A 17711-nucleotide genomic window follows, 5' to 3' on the forward strand; every position below is an offset into this window, starting at 1 on the left:
TGGGCGGCTTGACACGGCGGGCTGACGAGCCTACGGTTGACGGGCCGTCCGCGCCCTGTTTGTGCTTTCGATCGTCCCGCCCACCGAGGCGAACTTTCCCCGAGGTCCGATGAACGCGAAACCACCCGAGTCTGCCCGAGCCATCCTTCTCACCGCCGTCCCCGCCGACTTGCTGGTGGTCGGCGGCGGGCTCGCGGGCATCGCCGCCGCCATGAGCGCCGCGCGAAGAGGCGCGAGCGTCGTCCTGACCGAGGAGCACACGATGCTGGGCCGCGAGCTCTTCCCCACCTTGCGCCCGTGGTTGGACTCGCGAGCCTTGAAGCGGCTCGACGTGCTGCTCGGCGGGCTCAGCGACGTGGCCGTCACGTTCGGGGGCGAAGCGGCCCTCGTGCCCGACGCCTTCAAAATCGCCTTGGAAGACCGCCTGCTCGACGCGGGCGTTCGCCTCTTGTACGGGCTGCGTCCCGTCGAGCGGCGAGGAAGCGGACCGTTCGAAATCGCGTTCGCCTCGAAGCAGGGTCTGCTCGCCGTTCGCGCCCGCCGTCTCGTGGACGCCACGCCGCGCGCCGACCTCGCCGCGTGGAGCGTTCCGGACCTTCGAAGCCCGCTCGCCTCGGCGCGCCGAACGGTAGAGTTCACGGGCGCCGACTTGAACGCCGTGACGCCCGGCGTCCTCGCCGTTCCGGAAGCGCTTTCCCCCGACGTGCGCGTTCACCTCGGTGCGGCCCGGAGCGGACACGTTTTGATCGAGCACGTCGTCGAGCCACCGTTCGAAGGCACCTCGTCGAACGACTTCGAGCTTCACGCTCGGAGCGCATCGTTCGCGCTCGCACGTTGGCTGTGCGCCCACCACCCGGCCTTCGTGCAAGCGCGTGTCACGGGCACGTCCCTGGAGCTCACGGCGCCGCCCGCTCGGCACTTGCACGAGCCGGCGTTTCGTCATCCCGACGGCTTTTGGGTGACCGCAACGGCCCCGAGGCTACCCGGCGAGGACGCCGAGCAACTCGCCGCGCTCGCCGAACTCGGCTGGAGCGTCGGCGAGCGCGCGTGGGACGAAACGCCACCGGAAGTTCCCGGCGAGGTCCGCCACCGCCCGCTCGTCCGATCGGCACGCGTGGACGTCCTCGTGATCGGCGGAGGCACGAGCGGAACGGCCGCCGCGATCGGCGCGGCGAGGCGCGGCGCAAGCGTCCTGTTGGCGGACATGAACATGGGGTTGGGTGGAGCGGGCACCCTCGGCGGCGTCGACAGTTACTGGTTCGGGCGGCGCGGCGGCTTCAATGCCGAAGTGAGCGCTTGGACGCAAGAGCAGCAGGCCTGGATGAACTGGCCGAGCGGCGCGAAGTGGAACGTGGAAGCCAAGATGTTCGCCCTGACCGATCACGCTCGCCGAGAAGGCGTGGACGTCGTGTTGGGCGCGCTGCACCTGTGGCCGATCCTCGGGCCGGACGGCCGCGTGCGCGGCGCGCGGCTCTCGACACGCGACGGCCTGCTGGACGTGACCGCCGACATCACCGTCGACGCGACGGGGGACGCGGACGTCGCGGTTGCCGCCGGAGCCGAGGCGACGTACGGCTCGCTCCGCGAAGGCGTCACGATGTGGTACTCGCTCGCGCCGCATCCGAGACCGGGCTTGACGAAGAACAACTTCACCAGCAACGTCGACGTGGGTGATCCCGACGATTACACGCGCGCCATCCTCAGCGGACGGCGCCGCGTCGTCGGGCACGACCACGGGCCGTACGTCGCGCCACGCGAAACGCGGCACGTCCTGGGCGAGGCGCGCCTGACACTTACCGACCAGCTCACGCGGCGCCGCTGGCGCGACGTCGTGAACGTCCACTTCTCCAATCACGACGTCAAAGGGCATGCGACGTCCGATTGGCTGCGCTTGGGGTTGATTCCGCCGAACCTCGAAGTGGAAATTCCCTACCGCGCGCTCGTTCCGCTCGGACCGGACGGCCTGCTCGTCACGGGCAAGGCGATCTCCGCCGAGCACGACGCGCTTCCCGCCATTCGCATGCAAGCCGACTTGGAAAACCTCGGCTTCGCGTGCGGCGTCGCGGCGGCCCTGTGCGTGACGAAGAAGGTCGAACCCCGCCACCTGAGGGTGGAGGAGCTTCAACGTGTCCTCGTGGACCTCGGCGCCCTCGCGCCCTCCGTGCTGGAACGCTCGGTGAACGAGCACGACGTCGCGGACGCTTCGACGTGGCCGTCGATCGTCGCGTCCTTCGACGACGCGGTGCAACCGTACGAGCTTTCGTTCAAGGAGTTCCACGAGGTGTGGCGAGGCCCCATTCCTTTCGTGCAAGCGTGCACGGCCGGACCCGGCATTCTCCCGCTGCTTCGCGCGCACTTGTCGCCGAGCTTTCGAGGGCGCGTGTGGGCGGCGCGCGCCCTTGCGTGGTACGGCGACCGCGCCGCGACACCCGTGCTGCTCGAAGCGATCGACGCTCGGCTCGCCTCTGCTTCGAACGGCACGCTGCCTCACCGCGTTCCGATGCCGTTCACCCAGGCGTCGCCGGACCACGCCGCCATGCCCGACCTCGCCTATCTCTTGCACGCCCTCGCGCTCACGCGAGACGAACGCTCGATCGGCGTCCTGCACCGAATCGTGGACCGCCTCGACCCGACCGACGAGCGACTGCGCGATCACACGAGCGGCCTGTTTCACTACGTCGACGCGGTGTGCGACGTGTGCGAGCGGCTCGGCGATCCACGCTGCCTGTCCGTCCTCGCACGGTTGCGCGCCCATCCGTTCCTGCGCGGTCACGTCACGACGACCGCCGTGCAGCCCGACTTCTTTCTGGAGCGGCTCGCGCACATGGAGCTCCTGATCAACCGCGCCGCCGCCCGTTGCGGGGACGCCGACGGCGCGCGAACCTTGATCGAGTACCTGGACGACCCGCGTCGTCCGCTCGCCCGCCACGCCCGAAGAGAGCTGACGGCGCTCGCGGGCGAGGACCTCGGGCCGGGCCGCGAGGCGTGGAGGCGCTGGATCTCGGACCGGGCGCGCCTCGATCCTCGCCCTTGGCGAGACGCGCGCTCGCCGTCGAGGGCGGTGAGCGCTTGAGAAGGCGTCAGGACTTCGGGCGCTCGTAGAGAACGGCGTCGGGCGACGGGCGGTATTTCCAAGCGGACGCGTCGCGCGTCGCCGCCGCGATCAGAAGGCGTTCGTGCTGTCCGCGCACGATTCGCTCTCGCAGTTCGGACACGTCGAGGCCTGCCAGCAAGGCCGCCTGCAATTCCTCGCGCACGATGGCGTACGCCGAGTCGGACGCGAGGTCGCGTTGCTCGTACGGGTCCGCTTGAAGGTCGAACAACAGCGGGGCCTGCTCGTGCACGTACACGAATTTGAAGCGGCCCGCGCGCAGCATCAGCATGGGCTCGACGGTGCCCTCGGAAAAATACTCGGACACCGCGAAGTCCTTCCACGGCCCGCCGCTTCCCGAAAGAAGCGGCTTCAAACTTCCGCCGTCGGCGTCACTGGGCGCTTCGACTTCGGCGAGGTCGAGCAACGTGGCCGTGAGGTCCACCAGCGACACGACTTCGGAGCGGCGCGCGGGCGCGAACGTCGAGGGCCGCGACACGATCAGCGGAACTTTCGCGGCGCCGTCGTAGAAGGTGCGCTTGAACCACATGCCGTGTTCGCCGAGCATCTCACCGTGGTCGCTCGTGAACACGACGAGGGTGTCGCCGAGTCCCACGCGGTCGAGTTCGGCCAGCAGGCGTCCGACGATGCTGTCCACGTAACTGACGGCGGCGTAGTACGCGCGCCTCGCTCGCAAGGTCTCCTCGGGCGTCAGTGGAAAGCGGTCCGCCTCGTGGTGAATCTGAATCCAGCGGTTGAAAGGATGCAGGTCTTCGTCGTGCGCCTCCACGTTCGGCGGCGCGACGGGGCGGTCCTCGTACGCCGCCCAGTACGGCTCGGGCGTCAGGAACGGATCGTGCGGATGGCTGAACGACGCGCACAGGAAGAACGGTGCGTCCTCCAAGGCGAGGCGCCTGAGGCGCGCGAGCGTGTGGTGCAGCACCTCCTCGTCGTATGCGAGCTGCAAGCTCCACGGGCGCACGGGCGGGTAGCGCAGGCGCTGAACGCTCGTTCCGGGATTGGGGTAAGGGCCGCGCGTCCAGTCGGGCGTCAACTCGAAGCCCGTCGGCGAGATGTCGGGCGTGAGGCGCTCGCGAAAGCCGTGAAGTTGATCCGGCCCGACGAAGTGCATCTTGCCCGACAAGATCGTCGTGTACCCCGCGAGGTTCAAGCGGTGCGCGAACGTCGGGAGACTCGCCGGGAATTCCGAACCGTTGTCGAAGGCGTTCGTGTGTCGCACGAGACGGCCGGTCATGAACGACACGCGCGACGACACGCAGATCGGCGAGTTGCAGTAGGCGTGGTCGAAGGCGACGCCGCGCCGCACGAGCGCGTCGAGGTTCGGCGTGAGAACGGTCGGGTGTCCCAGCGCGCCAATGACGTCGTGCGCCATCTGATCGACCATGATCACGAGGATGTTCGGCTTGTTGACGCTCACCCTTGACATGGTAACCCCCTCTCCCGCGAGGTGAGAGGGGGCGGGGCCGTGACGAGGAGGATCAGTCGTTGGCCACGGGCGTCAGGATCGTCTTCGAGTCGTCGTGCGAGCTCGACTTCAGGGCGCCGAGAAGGTTCACGCCCGTGGCGTTTTCCACTTGCTCCATGAGGCTCACGATGCCCGCCGGAAGGTTCGTGAGGGCGCTGCGGTAACCGCTGCCGCTGCCCGAGTCGATGACGCTGAGCTTGTCGATCTGCACTTCGCGCACGCTCTTGGCGAACTCCTCCACGATGCCGGGCAGCATGTTGAGGACGTAGGCGCGCTCGCCCTCGGCGCCCGCGTTGCGAAACGCCTCGGCCATGAGGCGCACCGCTTCGGCCTTCGCGCGGCCTTCCTCGATGATCGGCGCGGCCGCCGCTTGCGCCTCGAGCAGCTTCGCTTCCCGCTGAGCGCGCGCCGGAGCCACGACGTCCGCTTCGAAGCGCTTTTGGTTGAGGATGATGCGTTCGGTTTCCAGAGCCTGCTCGGCGAGGACCTTGGCGCGTTGACCCGCGACTTGCGCCTCGTTCTCCTTCGACACGGCGACGGCGCTGAGTTCCGCTTGACGCACGCGCAACTTGTTCTGCTCTTCGATGATCGCTTGCTGCGCGACGGCCTGCGCGACTTGGGCGCGTTGCTGGCTGCGCGCCTCGGCTTCGGTCGCCTCGGCGCCGCGCTCGGCTTCGGCGACGCGCGCCTCCTTGAGCACCTCGGCGGTCTTGCGGCGTCCGATCGAATCGAGGTAGCCGCTGGAATCCGAGACGTTTTGGATCTTGAGGGTGTCGAGTTGCATGCCGAGCTTGCCCATGTCGTGCTCGGCTTCCTCGATGAGGGCCTCGGCGAAGCGCAGGCGGTCTTGGTTGATCTCCTCGGGCGTGAGGGTCGCGACGATGCCGCGCAAGTTGCCTTCGAGCGTGTCACGCACGATGATCGTCACCTCGTCGCGCTTCACGTCCAAGAAGCGCTCGATGGCGTTCGAGAGATAAGGTTCGTGCGCGTTGATCTTGACGTTGGCGACGGCGTGAATCGTGAGGGGAATGCCGCCTTTCGAGTAGGCGTTTTGGATCTTGAGGTCGAGCGGGATCGTCGTGAGGTCGATCCAACCCGCGCGTTCGATGGCCGGGAAGTACGTGGCGCGCCCGCCGCGAATGATGCGGTACCCGACCGAGTTTCCGCTGGCGTCGCGGCTTCGCCGACCCGCGAGCACGAGCACCTTGTTGGGCGGCACGATGATGAGGAAGCTGCGGATGATGACCAACAAGACGATGAAGCCGAGCAAAACGAGGCCGAACAGAATCATGACTTCCATGGTGTCCTCCGTGGACGACGGCCCCAACGCGAACAGGGGCTTTCCTCACAATACGAGGTTCCGCGTCTCGAAGTTGCCTGACTTCTAGCCTCCCAGAAGCTTGGCGAGGGCGGGCAAGTAGCCGCGCACGAGGTACACCAGCGCCAAGCCCACGAGGGCGAGCAGCGCGGCCACGGCGAGGCGACGGTCGTCGCGCCAATGCACGAGCACGACCGTGACGGCGGCCACGACGGGCGTGAGCAGCAACGCCAGCACGCCAATCTGCTCGAGGGCGGGCACGAACAGCCCCAGCGCGAGGAGCGTCACGACGATCCAGAAGGCCGTCGGGTAGAGCCTCGGCGGCAAGACGGGCTTCGCCACCGAGTTGGTCTTGTGCTGAGGTGCGCTCATCGCAGATGCTCCCACAGAAGTTGCAGCGCCGTGAACACCAGCAGGGCCGAGAAGAAGAGCTTGAGCCGGTTGGCGGAAATGCGCTGCTGCAAACTCGCCCCGAGGCGGGCGCCCACCAAGACGCCGAGCGCGACCGTTCCGGCGAGGCGCACGTCGAGCAGTCCGCCCGCTTGATACACGATGGCGTTGCCGACCGCCGTCAAGCCCATGATGAAGGTGCTCGTCGCGATGGCTTCGCGAATCGGGATGCCCGCGAGCAAGTTCATGACGGGCACCTGCACCGTTCCGCCCCCGATGCCGAGCAGGCCGGACATGATTCCGGCGAAGGTCATGGCGGGCAGCACGAGACGCGACTGGCTTTCGCGTTCCTCGTCGACGCGGCGAATGCCCTTGACGAGGTTGTACGCCGAGTACAGCAGCAAGGCGGCGAACACGAGCGCGACGATGCGCTCGGGCAAGACCAGCCCGAGCACCGAGCCGAGCACGCCCCCGACGATCGTGTACGGCGAGAGCAGGTACCCGATGCGCGCGCGCACGAGGCCTCGCTGCAAGTACGCGGCGGCGCCGCTGAGACCGACGGCGAGCACGCCGATTTGAGAGGCGGCGACCGCTTGCTGGATGGTGATGTCACGTCCGAACAGAGGCAAGACGAACTCCAAGGCGGGAACGACGACGACGCCACCCCCCAAACCGAGGATGGCGCCGAGCACCCCTGCGAACAGACCGATGGCGAGAACGGCGAGGGTCACGTCGCGAAGCCTATCACGCTCGCCTTCGCCGCGAACGTTCAGCGATCGGCGAACTCGCGCACGGTCGTGACGCCCGCCTCCAGCGTGATATCGCGCCCTTGCAACAAGGCGTCGCGGTCGAGCTTCACGTCACGGTCGGGCGTCACGAAAGCGTCCATGAGCTGCCCGCTCGTTCCGACGGCCTTGCTCGTCGTGACGGACAGCATCGAGCCGTCGCTGAGGTCGTACAAGCCCACGGCGGAGTTCATGACGCCCGCCGTCCGAGCGCCGACGATCGTCGCACCGAGCTTTTGCATGGAAAGCGCGAAGATCTCGCCGCACGACGCGGTCCGCTCGGACACCAGCACGGCGACGCGCGCCGGATTCGGAGCGCTCACGTCCCCCAAGCGCTCCACGAGGTGTCCGTTCACGGCGAGGCTCCCGTCCTTGGCGCGGTAACGGGTGACGCGGCGGTCGCTTTGCAAGTCGTGCGTCACCTCGCCGAAGGCGGACGCGGCGAGCAAGCACTCGTCGAGGTTCCCGCCGCCGTTGGCGCGCACGTCCACGACGAGCGGAGTACGCGCGTCGAGGCCGCGCAGCGTCTTGAAGAACGCCGAGGCGGTGCCCTCGCTCAGAAAGGTCGGAATGTTGACGACGTTGACGCCCTTCACGACGCGAAGCGTCGGAAAGTCTCGGGCGGGCAGCAGGTCGGGCTTCAGCGTGACGGTGCGACCTTCCCCGAGCGCCAACGTGACGGCGCCCGCGTCCTCGGCGACGGCGAGGTTCGTGCTCGTCGCGTCGAGCCCGTTGATGGCCGTGACGACCGCGCCGACGTCGAGCTTCGCTCGATCGGCGGGCGAGTCGGGGCGCACGTAACCGATCATGGAGGCGCCTCCGCCGATCGGCACGAGGCGCACGCCGATTCGCGCGACGTCCGTGCCGTTCATCTCGGCGCGGGCGCGCTTCGCGGCGCTGGGAGGACGCAAATTCGTGTGTTTGTCGGCGAACTTCGCGACGAGGTCCTGAGCGACCGCCCGACCGGTGTCGATGGAGCAAGCGGCCGCTTCGGCGCACTTCGCGTCGAGTTCCGCGCGTGCTTGCTCGCTCAGCGTGACGGGATCGACCTTGGAAGGCCCGCCGTAGAAGCGCAGAAGGCGTGTGACTTCCGACAGGAAGTCCGAGGCGGGCGACGCGAACGTCGCGCCGGAGGCGAGCAGGGAAACGGAGCCGAGAACGACGAAGGCACGGAAGCGCACGTCTTCATTGTCGCTTCACGTGGTGAATGTCTCAAGCGATGAAAGTGAGAAGCACGCCGACGCCGCCCACTTCGACTTCGACGCGGTCTCCCCGCTGAAGCGGCCCGACGCCCGACGGCGTCCCAGTGAGGACGACGTCGCCGACTTCGAGGGTCACGAAGCGGGTCACGTACGCGAGGATCGTCGGCACGTCGAAGATCATCTGCGACGTGCGACCGTCTTGGCGCGTCTCACCGTTCACCCGTGTCGTGACGCGCACGTCCGACGGGTCGAGATTCGTCTCCAACCAAGGACCGAGAGGGCAGAACTTGTCCGCGCCCTTCGCGCGAAACCACTGCAAATCGGCGCTCTGCTTGTCGCGCGCCGTGAGGTCGAGGCCGCAGGTGTACCCGAGAACATGCTCCAAGGCCGCGTCGCGGCCCACGTTCTTCGCTTCGCGTCCGATCACGAGCGCGAGTTCGCCTTCGAAGTGGAAGTTCTCGGTCCAGTCGGGATACGCGACGCGCTCCTCGTGGACGGCGAGGGTGTTGGGGCCCTTGAGGAAGATGCCGGGCTCGGTCGGCAAGTCGCCTCGATCGTTGCCGAGTTCCTTGATGTGATCGAGGTAATTGCGACCGACGCACACGATCTTCGTCGGCTCGGCGGGCGCGAGGAGGGACACGTCGGAACGCGAGGTCGTCTCTCCCGTTCGCGCGCCCGTCATGGAGGCGCGCAGATGAATGGTGTCACCGTCGAGGTCGCCCCAGGCGACCGTCTCACCGTGGCGAAAGCGCAGAAGTTTCACGACGGGTAGTTTGACACGCGCGACCGCCGAGCGCGAGGATCTTCATCGCGCCGCGTCGCGCCGGACGCTAGGCTTTCGCGATGCGCGCCCTTCTTCCTTTGCTCGCCGCCCTCGCGGTCGCTTCGCCCGCCGCCGCGAGCAACCTCACCGTCACGTTTCACCGCGTGGGCGTTTCAGGCGGCCTCACGCTCGCGCTCGACGGTCCGACGCTGCGCCGCGAAGTGCAGTCGCTTCGCGGCGCGGGACGGCGCTTCGTCACCGCGAGCGAGGTGGCGCGCGCGTCGGGCGACACGGCGGCGATCACGTTCGACGACGGGTACGTGGACGTGTACGACGTCGCCTTTCCGGTGTTGCGCGAACTCGGCGTGAAAGCGACCTTCTTCGTGATCACGGACAAGGTCGGGCACCCCGGCTACGTGTCGTGGACGCAACTGCGCGAGTTGCAAGCGGCCGGGTGGGAAATCGGGTCGCACACACGCAGCCACGCCGCCCTGCCCGACCTCACGCCCGATTCGTTGGAACGCGAGCTGGGCGGAAGCCGCGACGAGCTCGCACGTCGCGGCTTCGACGCGGCGTGCGTGGCGTACCCGTTCGGTCTGCACGACGCGCGCGTTCGAGAAGTCGCCGCGCGGTTCTACTCGTGCGCTTTCACGACGAGCTTCGGCGTGAACGACGCGGCGACCGACCCGCTCGCCGCGAGGCGACCGCTCGGCACGCCGCTCGACGCGAATCTCGGCCTCGCGTGGCGCGCGAATTCGGGCGTCGATACCCGCGCGCCCGTCCTCGCGCTCGGCTTGCTCTCGACCTTGGAGCCGAGCGGCGAGGCGGGCGGCGCGCCTCGCTTCGGCAACGCCGCGCGCTTCGAGCTGCTCGGAGACGGCGCGTGGTCCTTCTCGGCGAGTCGGGAGGCGCGCGTTCAATCGTTCGTCGCGCGAGACGGCGCGTTCGTCCTCGGGGCGCGCACGGCACGCGGCGTTTCGCGCTTCGACGAAGTGACGCTCGGCGTGCGCGCGCTCGGAGCGGCGTTCGCGGTGGGGTTGTCGAGCGAGGGCCCGCTCGTCGGGGCGGCCGTGCCGCTCGGCGGCTTCGGAGAAGCGTGGGGCCGCTTCTCGTTCGGAGCGCGCTCGGCGACGCTCGGCGCGAGCGTGCTGCCCTTCGACTACGCGCGTCTCGACGTCGAGTGGAACGATCGCCGGGGCTTCGCGGTCGAGGGCACGTACGCCTTGCCGATCCAAGAAGGAGAAGGACGGCCGTTTCGCGTGCTGGCGGGCTTCGACGAAGGCGCGTACGGCGGCGTGACGGCGCGCCTCGGCAGTTTCGACGTCACCGGCACCGTGGGCGCGCGCGGCGTGTCGATCGGCGTGAACGCGAAGTGGTAATGCCGACGGATATGAAGGCGGGGCGGCGAGAGTACAATGACACCTCGCGGCACGTCCGCCTATTCTTATGACGATACCTAAAGGCTTTATTCGCGCTGACGACGTGCTCCAAGATCGCATGACGGCCGACGAGGCCGTCCGCTTGGAAGTCACGCACGGCAATGGAAAACTCATGCGCGGCCTCGACATCCTGGGAATGAGCGGTCCCTTGCGGCCCATCACGCCTTGGGAGCTCGAAGATCCTCATGGTCGCCACGTCATCAACGCGAGCGGTTACGCCGCCTTGCCCTTCGGCGACAATCCGCCCGAACTCGTGGGTTTCCTGCGCGACATGCTCGCCGTCGGCGGTCAAATCGCGATCGCTCAACAATCGGTCACGACGTGGCGAGCGGCGTTGGAAGCGAACTTGGTGCGCTTGCTTTCCCATCAAGCGCCGAGCCATGCCGATTCTCGCGTCTTCTTCTCGAACTCCGGCACGGAAGCGGTCGAGGCCGCCATCAAGTTCGCCGTCGCCGCGCGGCCCAAAGCCAAGTACCTCATCAACTTCCAGCGTGCCTACCACGGCAAAACGTTCATGAGCCTCTCGCTCACGCCGAACCCGACCTTGCAAGGCCCGTTTCGGAACTTGCTGTCGTCGAGCGTCGTGACTTTGCCGTTCGGCGACATCGAAGCCCTCGCTCGAACCGTGAAGCGGCTCGGGCCCGACAAGATCGTGGCGGTGGTGCTCGAACCGATTCTCGGTGAAGCGGGCGTTCGGCTTCCCCCGCCCGATTTCTTGCGGGCCGTGCACGACTTATGCCGTCCGAAAGGCGTGCTGCTCGTCGTCGACGAGATCCAAACGGGCCTCGGTCGGTCCGGGCACTGGTTCCAAAGCCTCGCCGCAGGCCTCGAACCCGACATCATCACCCTCGCCAAACCGCTCGGCGGAGGCTTGGTGCCCGTGGGCGCCACGATCGTACGCAACTCCATCTACCGCGAGTTGCTCGGCGACGTGAACAAACTCAAGCGGCACAGCAACACCTTCGGGGGAAACTCGATCGCCATGGCGGTCGGTTTGAAGTCGCTGGAGATGCTGATCGACATGGACGCGCCCGCGCGCTCGCGCGCCCTGGGAGAGCGCGGCCTCACGCGTCTCAAGGCCGTGCAGCAACGTTTTCCGAATTTGCTGGAGGATGTCCGAGGAGCGGGGACGTTGTTCGCCATGAACTTCCGTCCGGTCATCGATCCCAAGTTTCTTCCCGGGCAAGCGGATTTCGTGAGCGAAGTCAGCGGCTTCCTGGCGCTTCTGGCGTTCTACCGAGCGGGTGTGCAGCTCAATTTCAGCTTGAATGCCGCGCGGACCATGCGCATCACGCCCGCCATGAACATGCCCGACGACGTGTTCGACGAGTTGTTCGACCGAGTCGGGCGCGCCGCCGAACAGCACCCGACGAGCTTCTCGTTGGTGCGGGGCACGGGCTTGGGGAAGCTCTTGCAATTGGCGAAGTTCGCCTTCTTCGAGTAGAGGCAGAGCCGCGTGGTGCGCGGCGAGCGTCGCCGAAGCGCCGACCTTTCCTCGAACGCCGCCTCGTCACTCATGAAGGGACAGACTGAGCGTTCATGGACGTCACGCCACGCCTCCACAAAACTCGCAACGGTGCTAAGCTGAGCCGAAACAATCCAACAAGGGGCGCGCACGAGCCGCGAACTGTGCGTCGCGTGAGCCGCGTCCGCCTTGACGAACCGGAGGAGTTATGACCGCCACGATCGCCAAAGGACTCGAAGGAGTCCTGTTCACAGAAAGCAAGCTCACGTTCATCAACGGCACCGAGGGCATCCTCACGCACCTCGGCATTCCCATTCAGGAGTGGGCCGAGAAGAGCACGTTCGAAGAACTGAGCTTCGCGCTGTTGCACGGCAAGCTCCCGACGAGCGAGGAACTCGCGAAGTTCGACGCCGAGCTTCGCGCCAACCGTGAAGTGCCCGCCGAGCTTTTGCGCGCCATCGCCTCTTACCCGAAGGGCGCGCACCCCATGCAAGCGCTTCGCACGGCCGTGTCGCACCTCGGGCTGCTCGACAGCCAAGCGGAAGACACGAGCGCCGAAGGCCGTTACGCAATCGGCGTGCGGATGATCGCGCAGTTCTCCACGATCATCGCCGCGATCGCGCGCGCGCAAGACGGTCAGGACGTGGTCGCGCCCCGCGCGGATCTCACGCACGCCGGGAACTTCCTTTACATGCTCAAGGGCCACGAGCCCACGCCCGAGGAAGCGCGACTGTTCGACATCGCCCTCATCCTGCACGCCGACCACGGCATGAACGCCTCCACGTTCACCGCCATCGCCACGGCGTCCACGCTGAGCGACATGTACTCCTCCATCACGTCCGCCATCGGCGCCCTCAAGGGCCCGCTGCACGGAGGCGCGAACGAAGCGGTGATGGACATGCTCGACGAGATCGGCACCGTCGAGAACGCCGTGTCGTACATCACGCACAAGCTCGACAACAAAGAAAAGATCATGGGCGTCGGGCACCGCGTGTACAAGTACTTCGACCCGCGCTCGCGCGTGCTGCGCGAGTACGCGGCGTTCGTCTCGGAAAAGCAGGGCAAGAGCCACTACTACCAGATCCTCGAGACGATCGAGAAGGAAATCGTGGAGCGCCTCGGCGGCAAGGGCATTTACCCCAACGTCGACTTCTACAGCGGCGTCGTGTACTCGGACCTCGGCATCAAGAAGTCGTACTTCACGCCGATTTTCGGCCTCGCGCGCATCAGCGGTTGGGTCGCCTCGGTGATCGAGTACACCGACAACAACCGCCTGCTGCGCCCGGACGCCGTGTACACCGGCGCCAAGGATCAGCATTACGTCGAGATCGCTCAGCGCTGAGCCCTCGCCGTTTCGAGGAGGGCGGGTCTCGGACCCGCCCTCCTCGACGTTGTTCGTTCGGCGGCGCGTCAGGCGCCGTAGCGAGCGAGCAATTCGCGGTCCACTCCGCGCCGTTTCGCCCAATTCGCGACGGCGCGAAGCACGGGGTTGAGCACCCCGAGCAAACCGGGTACCCGGGAGTTCGTGAGGTCGGTCAGAACCGCGAGATGCACGAGCGACTTCGGCGTGCCGTCGGGGCTCAGCAATCCGTCGCGCGCGAGGCCGTACAGCACGATCAAGCCCGCTTCCAAGCCGGGATTTCCAGGAGCGACCGTGACTCGCGCGACGGCCGTTTCGTCGCCGTCGTTGAACCAGCGGTGCGCCGAACCGATGTCGGCCGTCGCGGACTCGCCAGGACGAAGGCGCACGACGCGCGCGCCGACCTGAACGCCGAACACGCCCGAAACGCACGTGAACGACTCGCTGTACGCGTCGTGGAAGTGCAAGCCCAGACCGCCTCCCGGCGCGACTTCCAAGTCGAGGAGGGTGTCGCACGTTCCGTCGGTTCGGCGCACGAACGTCACGGTGTCGCGCGACACCGGATTGCTGATGCGAAGCGGGGACTGCTCGGTGGACTCGGGGGCAAAGTTCGTAACGGTCATGATGGTCTCCTTGACTCGCGCGCAAAGGCGCGGGAAAGAACGTCGTGTCAAGCGCTGGAGCGCAGCGAGAAGGCGGCGGGGCGAGCGTCGGCGGTGAATCGTTCTCCTCCGAGGAGTGCGCGCGCCAGCCCTTGGGTCTCGCCGAGAGGCTCGACGCCGAGTTCGCGGCGAAGACGCGTCCTCAACTGCTCGAAGCACGTCCAGGCGCGGTGCCGATTGCCCGTCGAGGCGTGCAGACGCATCAAACGAACGTGCGCGTCCTCGGAAAGCGGGTCGAGGTACAGCAGACGCTGCACGACCCGCAGCGCCTCGCTCGATTGGCCCGTGCGTTCGAAGCGGTCGGCGTGGTCGCGCAGCCTCAGCAAGGTGCGCTCGAACAAGCGTTCACGCGCGAAGATCACCCACTCCTCCAAGTCCGGGCAATCGTCGAATTCGCACGCGGCCAAGAGCCGCGGGTCGCCGTGCAGCAGCGAGGCGTCCGAGCCGCTCGGAGACGCGTCGAGGCCGAGCACGTCTGCCGTGACGTCCGCGCAAAGCGCCAAGCAAACGCGCCCCTCGATCAACGAGGTTCCTGCCAGGGCGTGCAGTTTGCGCAGAAGTTGCACGAGGTTGTTGCGGGCGGTCTCCTCGCGGCTTTCGGGCCACAGGAGGTGCAGCAGGCGCGCGCGAGGCGTCGGACCTTCCAGCGCCAGAATGGCGAGCAAAGCGGCGGTTTTGCGTTCCAGCGCGACGCGTCGCTTCGCGGCGTTCAAGACGGTCGGAGCGCCGAGCAACTGCAACGTGGTCGCAGCGGCTCCGCCGCGCGAAGAGGGCGAGTCGAGCAAGGTGAAAGTCGGCATGTCAACGCTCCTGTGCATCGCGGGCGGGGAAAGGTTCGGGGAAGTACCGAAGGCCGAAGGTCTCGCCCAAGCGGACGAGGGCGGGCACGTTCGGCGGCTCGACGATTCCAGATTCGACGGACTCGTCGACGGTCGGGCCCGCTTCGGCGATCGCTTGCAAGTACCGCTCGAAGCCGGCGGGCGTGTACGTCGCGGTCAGCCGCGCCGTCTCCGTGAGCAGGCGCAGGGCATGCGGCACGCCCCGGCGCAGGAGCAGGGTGTCGAACGGACCGAGCAGGACGTCGTCCCCGGCGAGGTGCACGCAGACTTGCCCTTCGAGCACGGTGAGAATTTCGTCTTCCGCGTCGTGCACGTGGACGGGCAACTCGAAGCCTCGGCGCGCTCGAACGTCGAGCACGGACAAGCGTTCGTCGGTGTCGCCGCCCGAGACCAGGACTCGGAAGCGGTCGGCGCGCACACGAAACGTGCGCGGCGAGAGGGCGGATCGAACGGGTGGGGTCGTGTCTGTCATGAATAGCCTCGACGTCAGCGTAGTTCGGGCCGTCCGCCGCGCCATCCTCAATTCAGGGGAAACGAGCGACCTTCAAATGAGGGGGAGCCCTGCTCGGCGTAGCATGGGCACGACCATGCCCCGAGCGATTTCTCCCCTGCCAGCGCAAGCCACGTCCCTCGTCGGTCGAGAGCGTGAACTTGAGCAAGTCCACCAAATCCTGAATTGGCCCGACGTCACGCTCCTGACCCTCACGGGACCGGGCGGTGTCGGAAAGACGCGGCTCGCCCTCGAATTGGCGGGTCGCCTGCAAGACCGCTTTCCCGACGGAGTCGTGTTCGTACCGCTCGCGGCGTTGGAGCGCCCCGCCCAAGTGCTGCCCGCGATCGCCGAGGCGGTGAACCTGCACGAGGCGGGCCGTGATCTCGTCGAAGCGCTCGGAGACGTTCTCGCGCCGCGTCAACTGTTGTTGGTGCTCGACAATTTCGAACACGTTCTCGCCGCCGCCCCCGACGTCTCTCGTTTGACGGCCGTAGCGCCGGGTCTCACGGTGCTCGCGACGAGCCGCGAGCGGCTCAAGCTGTACGGCGAACACGAGTTTCCGGTGTCTCCGCTCGGCTTGCCGAGCGCCGAGGACCCGGTCGGCGAGGCGGTTCGATTGTTCTTCGAACGCGCGCGCGCCGTACGGCCCGACTTCACGCTCACAGACGCGGTGCGGCCCGCCGTCGAAGAGTTGTGTCGCCGCCTCGACGGTCTGCCCTTGGCGATCGAGTTGGCGGCGGCGCGCATCCGAATGTGGAGCGTTCCCGCGTTGCTCGCCCGCATGGACCAGCGCTTGACGCTGCTGACCGAGGGGCCGAGCGATCTTCCGTCACGGCAGCGGACGCTCCGAGCGGCGATCGAGTGGAGTCACGCGCTTCTCGCCGAGGACGAACAGCGGCTGTTCGCTCGTCTGGGCGTGTTCGTCGGTGACTTCACCTTGGAGGCGGCGGAAGCGGTGGGGGGAGGCGACGTAAACGTCTTGTCCGCCCTCACGTCCCTGGTGGACAAAAGCCTCGTGCAAAGCGTGCACGACCCGCTCGAAAGCCGCTTCTTGCTGCTGGAGTCCCTGCGCGCCTTCGCGCTGGAGCGATTGGACGCCTCAGCGGACGCGCACCGTGTTCGCGCCGCGCACCGAGCTTTCTACCAAGCTCGGACGCGGGCGATCGACGCGACCTTGCGCGGCGATCACAGCGGCGGCGTGGCGCACGGCGTGGCGCGAGAGTTGCCGAACATCTTGGCGGCGCTCGCGTTCTCGACGCGAACGCGAGACGAAGCTGCCCTCGCCGACTTCGCCGAGCACTTGCCGTTCGTCTTGACGGCGCGCTTCGACGAATCTGCCGCGCCGTACGTGCGCGAGGCTTTGAACGCCGCCCCGGCGGGCAGTCAAGCGGTCGGATGGTGGCAGCACGCCCTCGCCTTCACGGCGTTTCGGCAAGGCGACGCGCTTCGCAGCGAGCAGTTGGCGAGAAAGTGCGTCGAGACGTTCGAAGCGATCGGGGAAGCGCGCGGCCTCGCGTACGGATTGCAAGCGCGCGGTTACGCTCGGTTCGCGACCGATCCGCTCGGCGCACGCGCCGACCTCGAGCGTTGCCTGGAGTGGGCGCGACCTCAGCGAGACGCGTTTTTGGTGGCGGTGTGCCTCAACGGACTGGGGCTGCTCGCCGGTTTCATGGGCGCGACGGCCGAGGCGCGCGCCGCGTTGCAAGAGTCCGCCGAGTGGTCGCGAACGGCGCACCACTCGCTGTGGGGCTGGGCCGTGCTGTGCCTCGCGCCCCTCGACTTGGCGGAGGGCGACGTGGCGGCGGCCCGCGCGAAATTGCACGACGTGCTCGATCTCGCTCGGCGCGTGGACGAACCCGTCTTGACGATGGGAGGCTTGTACGGTGCGGCGGCGATCGCGATGCTCGAAGGACGTGAGCGCGACGCCGCGTTTTTGTGGGGCGCGACGGACGCCATTCGCACGGCCCTCGGCATTCGGCCGAACGTCGAGCGCGAGATGTTCATGCCGTGGCTGGCGTCCTTACCCGACTCCTCGAACGCGCCGCGTCTCGCCGACGCCGTGCAAGCCGGTCAGAATGCTTCCCTGGACGCCTTGCTGACCACGCTGACGGCGGCGAACTTGCGCCCCGACATGCTCCTCGCTTCCGCCGACTCGGCTCCGAGCGAAGCGAGCGCTCATACCTTGACGCCGCGCGAACGGGACGTGCTGCGGCTTTTGGCGGAAGGCTTGTCGAACAAGCAAATCGCGGCGAAGTTGGGCAGCGGCGTGTACACCGTGAACGACCAAGTGGCGGCGGTCTTCTCGAAGCTCGGGGTGCGCAACCGCGCGGCGGCCACGCGCTACGCGTTGCAGCACGGGCTCGCGTGACGCACCCGGACGGCGCCCTCGCTTGACGAACCGCGCCCGGCGCGTCTTTA

Annotated in this window: 14 protein-coding genes; 5 read left to right on the forward strand and 9 right to left on the reverse strand. The window is 67.4% G+C overall.

From position 1 onward, the window contains the following. Positions 1 to 109: 109 nt before the first annotated feature. Positions 110 to 3073, forward strand: a complete 2964-nt coding sequence (locus tag DES52_RS07055) for an FAD-dependent oxidoreductase (protein ID WP_146237210.1) — start codon at positions 110 to 112, stop codon at positions 3071 to 3073. Between the two features lie 7 nt (positions 3074 to 3080). On the opposite strand, the gene betC is transcribed toward DES52_RS07055, so the two are convergent. The 6 genes from betC to DES52_RS07085 form a co-directional block, all read right to left on the reverse strand. Further along, positions 3081 to 4529 (reverse strand): choline-sulfatase, encoded by a 1449-nt coding sequence (gene betC, locus DES52_RS07060; protein WP_170130932.1) that lies wholly within the window; start codon positions 4527 to 4529, stop codon positions 3081 to 3083. Between the two features lie 61 nt (positions 4530 to 4590). Then, complete coding sequence (locus DES52_RS07065) at positions 4591 to 5877, reverse strand: flotillin family protein (RefSeq protein ID WP_110886085.1); 1287 nt, start codon at positions 5875 to 5877, stop codon at positions 4591 to 4593. An 84-nt stretch (positions 5878 to 5961) separates the two neighbouring features. Then, positions 5962 to 6267 carry a hypothetical protein gene (locus DES52_RS07070; protein WP_110886086.1) on the reverse strand — a complete coding sequence of 102 codons (306 nt, stop codon included), beginning with the start codon at positions 6265 to 6267 and terminating at the stop codon, positions 5962 to 5964. Then, the gene (locus DES52_RS07075; protein ID WP_110886087.1) at positions 6264 to 7016 is read right to left on the reverse strand and encodes a sulfite exporter TauE/SafE family protein; all 753 of its coding nucleotides are present in this window, start codon (positions 7014 to 7016) and stop codon (positions 6264 to 6266) included. The genes DES52_RS07070 and DES52_RS07075 overlap by 4 nt, the downstream gene beginning before the upstream one ends. Positions 7017 to 7054: 38 nt before the next feature. Further along, the gene (locus DES52_RS07080; protein ID WP_110886088.1) at positions 7055 to 8251 is read right to left on the reverse strand and encodes a S41 family peptidase; all 1197 of its coding nucleotides are present in this window, start codon (positions 8249 to 8251) and stop codon (positions 7055 to 7057) included. Between the two features lie 31 nt (positions 8252 to 8282). Continuing rightward, on the reverse strand, positions 8283 to 9035 hold the full coding sequence (locus DES52_RS07085; RefSeq protein WP_110886089.1) for a fumarylacetoacetate hydrolase family protein: 753 nt from the start codon (positions 9033 to 9035) through the stop codon (positions 8283 to 8285). 80 nt (positions 9036 to 9115) lie between these two features. Between DES52_RS07085 and DES52_RS07090 the strand changes: the two genes are divergently transcribed. The 3 genes from DES52_RS07090 to DES52_RS07100 all read left to right on the forward strand — a co-directional run bounded on the left by DES52_RS07090 (position 9116) and on the right by DES52_RS07100 (position 13281). Further along, positions 9116 to 10414 carry a polysaccharide deacetylase family protein gene (locus DES52_RS07090; RefSeq protein ID WP_110886090.1) on the forward strand — a complete coding sequence of 433 codons (1299 nt, stop codon included), beginning with the start codon at positions 9116 to 9118 and terminating at the stop codon, positions 10412 to 10414. 118 nt (positions 10415 to 10532) lie between these two features. Beyond that, positions 10533 to 11918, forward strand: a complete 1386-nt coding sequence (locus DES52_RS07095; protein ID WP_245900778.1) for a class-III pyridoxal-phosphate-dependent aminotransferase — start codon at positions 10533 to 10535, stop codon at positions 11916 to 11918. Positions 11919 to 12147: 229 nt separating this feature from the next. Beyond that, a complete protein-coding gene (locus DES52_RS07100) occupies positions 12148 to 13281 on the forward strand; it encodes a citrate/2-methylcitrate synthase (protein ID WP_110886092.1) in 1134 nt (377 codons plus the stop codon). A 68-nt stretch (positions 13282 to 13349) separates the two neighbouring features. Here DES52_RS07100 and DES52_RS07105 read toward each other — a convergent pair whose 3' ends face one another. From DES52_RS07105 to DES52_RS07115, 3 genes are read right to left on the reverse strand one after another with little or no spacing between them, the layout of a single operon-like run. Beyond that, positions 13350 to 13922 (reverse strand): cupin domain-containing protein, encoded by a 573-nt coding sequence (locus DES52_RS07105; protein WP_110886093.1) that lies wholly within the window; start codon positions 13920 to 13922, stop codon positions 13350 to 13352. Between the two features lie 47 nt (positions 13923 to 13969). After that, positions 13970 to 14761: an AfsR/SARP family transcriptional regulator gene (locus DES52_RS07110; RefSeq protein ID WP_170130933.1), complete on the reverse strand. Its 792-nt coding sequence runs from the start codon at positions 14759 to 14761 to the stop codon at positions 13970 to 13972. Between the two features lies 1 nt (position 14762). Next, positions 14763 to 15272, reverse strand: coding sequence for a cupin domain-containing protein (locus DES52_RS07115; protein ID WP_170130934.1), 510 nt, complete (start codon positions 15270 to 15272; stop codon positions 14763 to 14765). Positions 15273 to 15387: 115 nt separating this feature from the next. Here DES52_RS07115 and DES52_RS07120 point away from each other — a divergent pair, with 115 nt between their 5' ends. Next, positions 15388 to 17661, forward strand: a complete 2274-nt coding sequence (locus DES52_RS07120; protein ID WP_170130935.1) for an ATP-binding protein — start codon at positions 15388 to 15390, stop codon at positions 17659 to 17661. Positions 17662 to 17711: the final 50 nt, after the last annotated feature.

This window comes from Deinococcus yavapaiensis KR-236, from assembly GCF_003217515.1.
In the GTDB taxonomy this organism is placed as follows: Bacteria; Deinococcota; Deinococci; order Deinococcales; family Deinococcaceae; genus Deinococcus_A; species Deinococcus_A yavapaiensis.

Coding starts and splice junctions, on each gene's coding strand:
- DES52_RS07090 (WP_110886090.1), top strand. CDS start 9,116: ATGCGCGCCCTTCTTCCTTTGCTCGCCGCCCTCGCGGTCGCTTCGCCC.
- DES52_RS07095 (WP_245900778.1), top strand. CDS start 10,533: ATGACGGCCGACGAGGCCGTCCGCTTGGAAGTCACGCACGGCAATGGA.
- DES52_RS07115 (WP_170130934.1), bottom strand. CDS start 15,272: ATGACAGACACGACCCCACCCGTTCGATCCGCCCTCTCGCCGCGCACG.
- DES52_RS07105 (WP_110886093.1), bottom strand. CDS start 13,922: ATGACCGTTACGAACTTTGCCCCCGAGTCCACCGAGCAGTCCCCGCTT.
- DES52_RS07065 (WP_110886085.1), bottom strand. CDS start 5,877: ATGGAAGTCATGATTCTGTTCGGCCTCGTTTTGCTCGGCTTCATCGTC.
- DES52_RS07055 (WP_146237210.1), top strand. CDS start 110: ATGAACGCGAAACCACCCGAGTCTGCCCGAGCCATCCTTCTCACCGCC.
- DES52_RS07070 (WP_110886086.1), bottom strand. CDS start 6,267: ATGAGCGCACCTCAGCACAAGACCAACTCGGTGGCGAAGCCCGTCTTG.
- DES52_RS07110 (WP_170130933.1), bottom strand. CDS start 14,761: ATGCCGACTTTCACCTTGCTCGACTCGCCCTCTTCGCGCGGCGGAGCC.
- DES52_RS07100 (WP_110886092.1), top strand. CDS start 12,148: ATGACCGCCACGATCGCCAAAGGACTCGAAGGAGTCCTGTTCACAGAA.
- DES52_RS07120 (WP_170130935.1), top strand. CDS start 15,388: ATGCCCCGAGCGATTTCTCCCCTGCCAGCGCAAGCCACGTCCCTCGTC.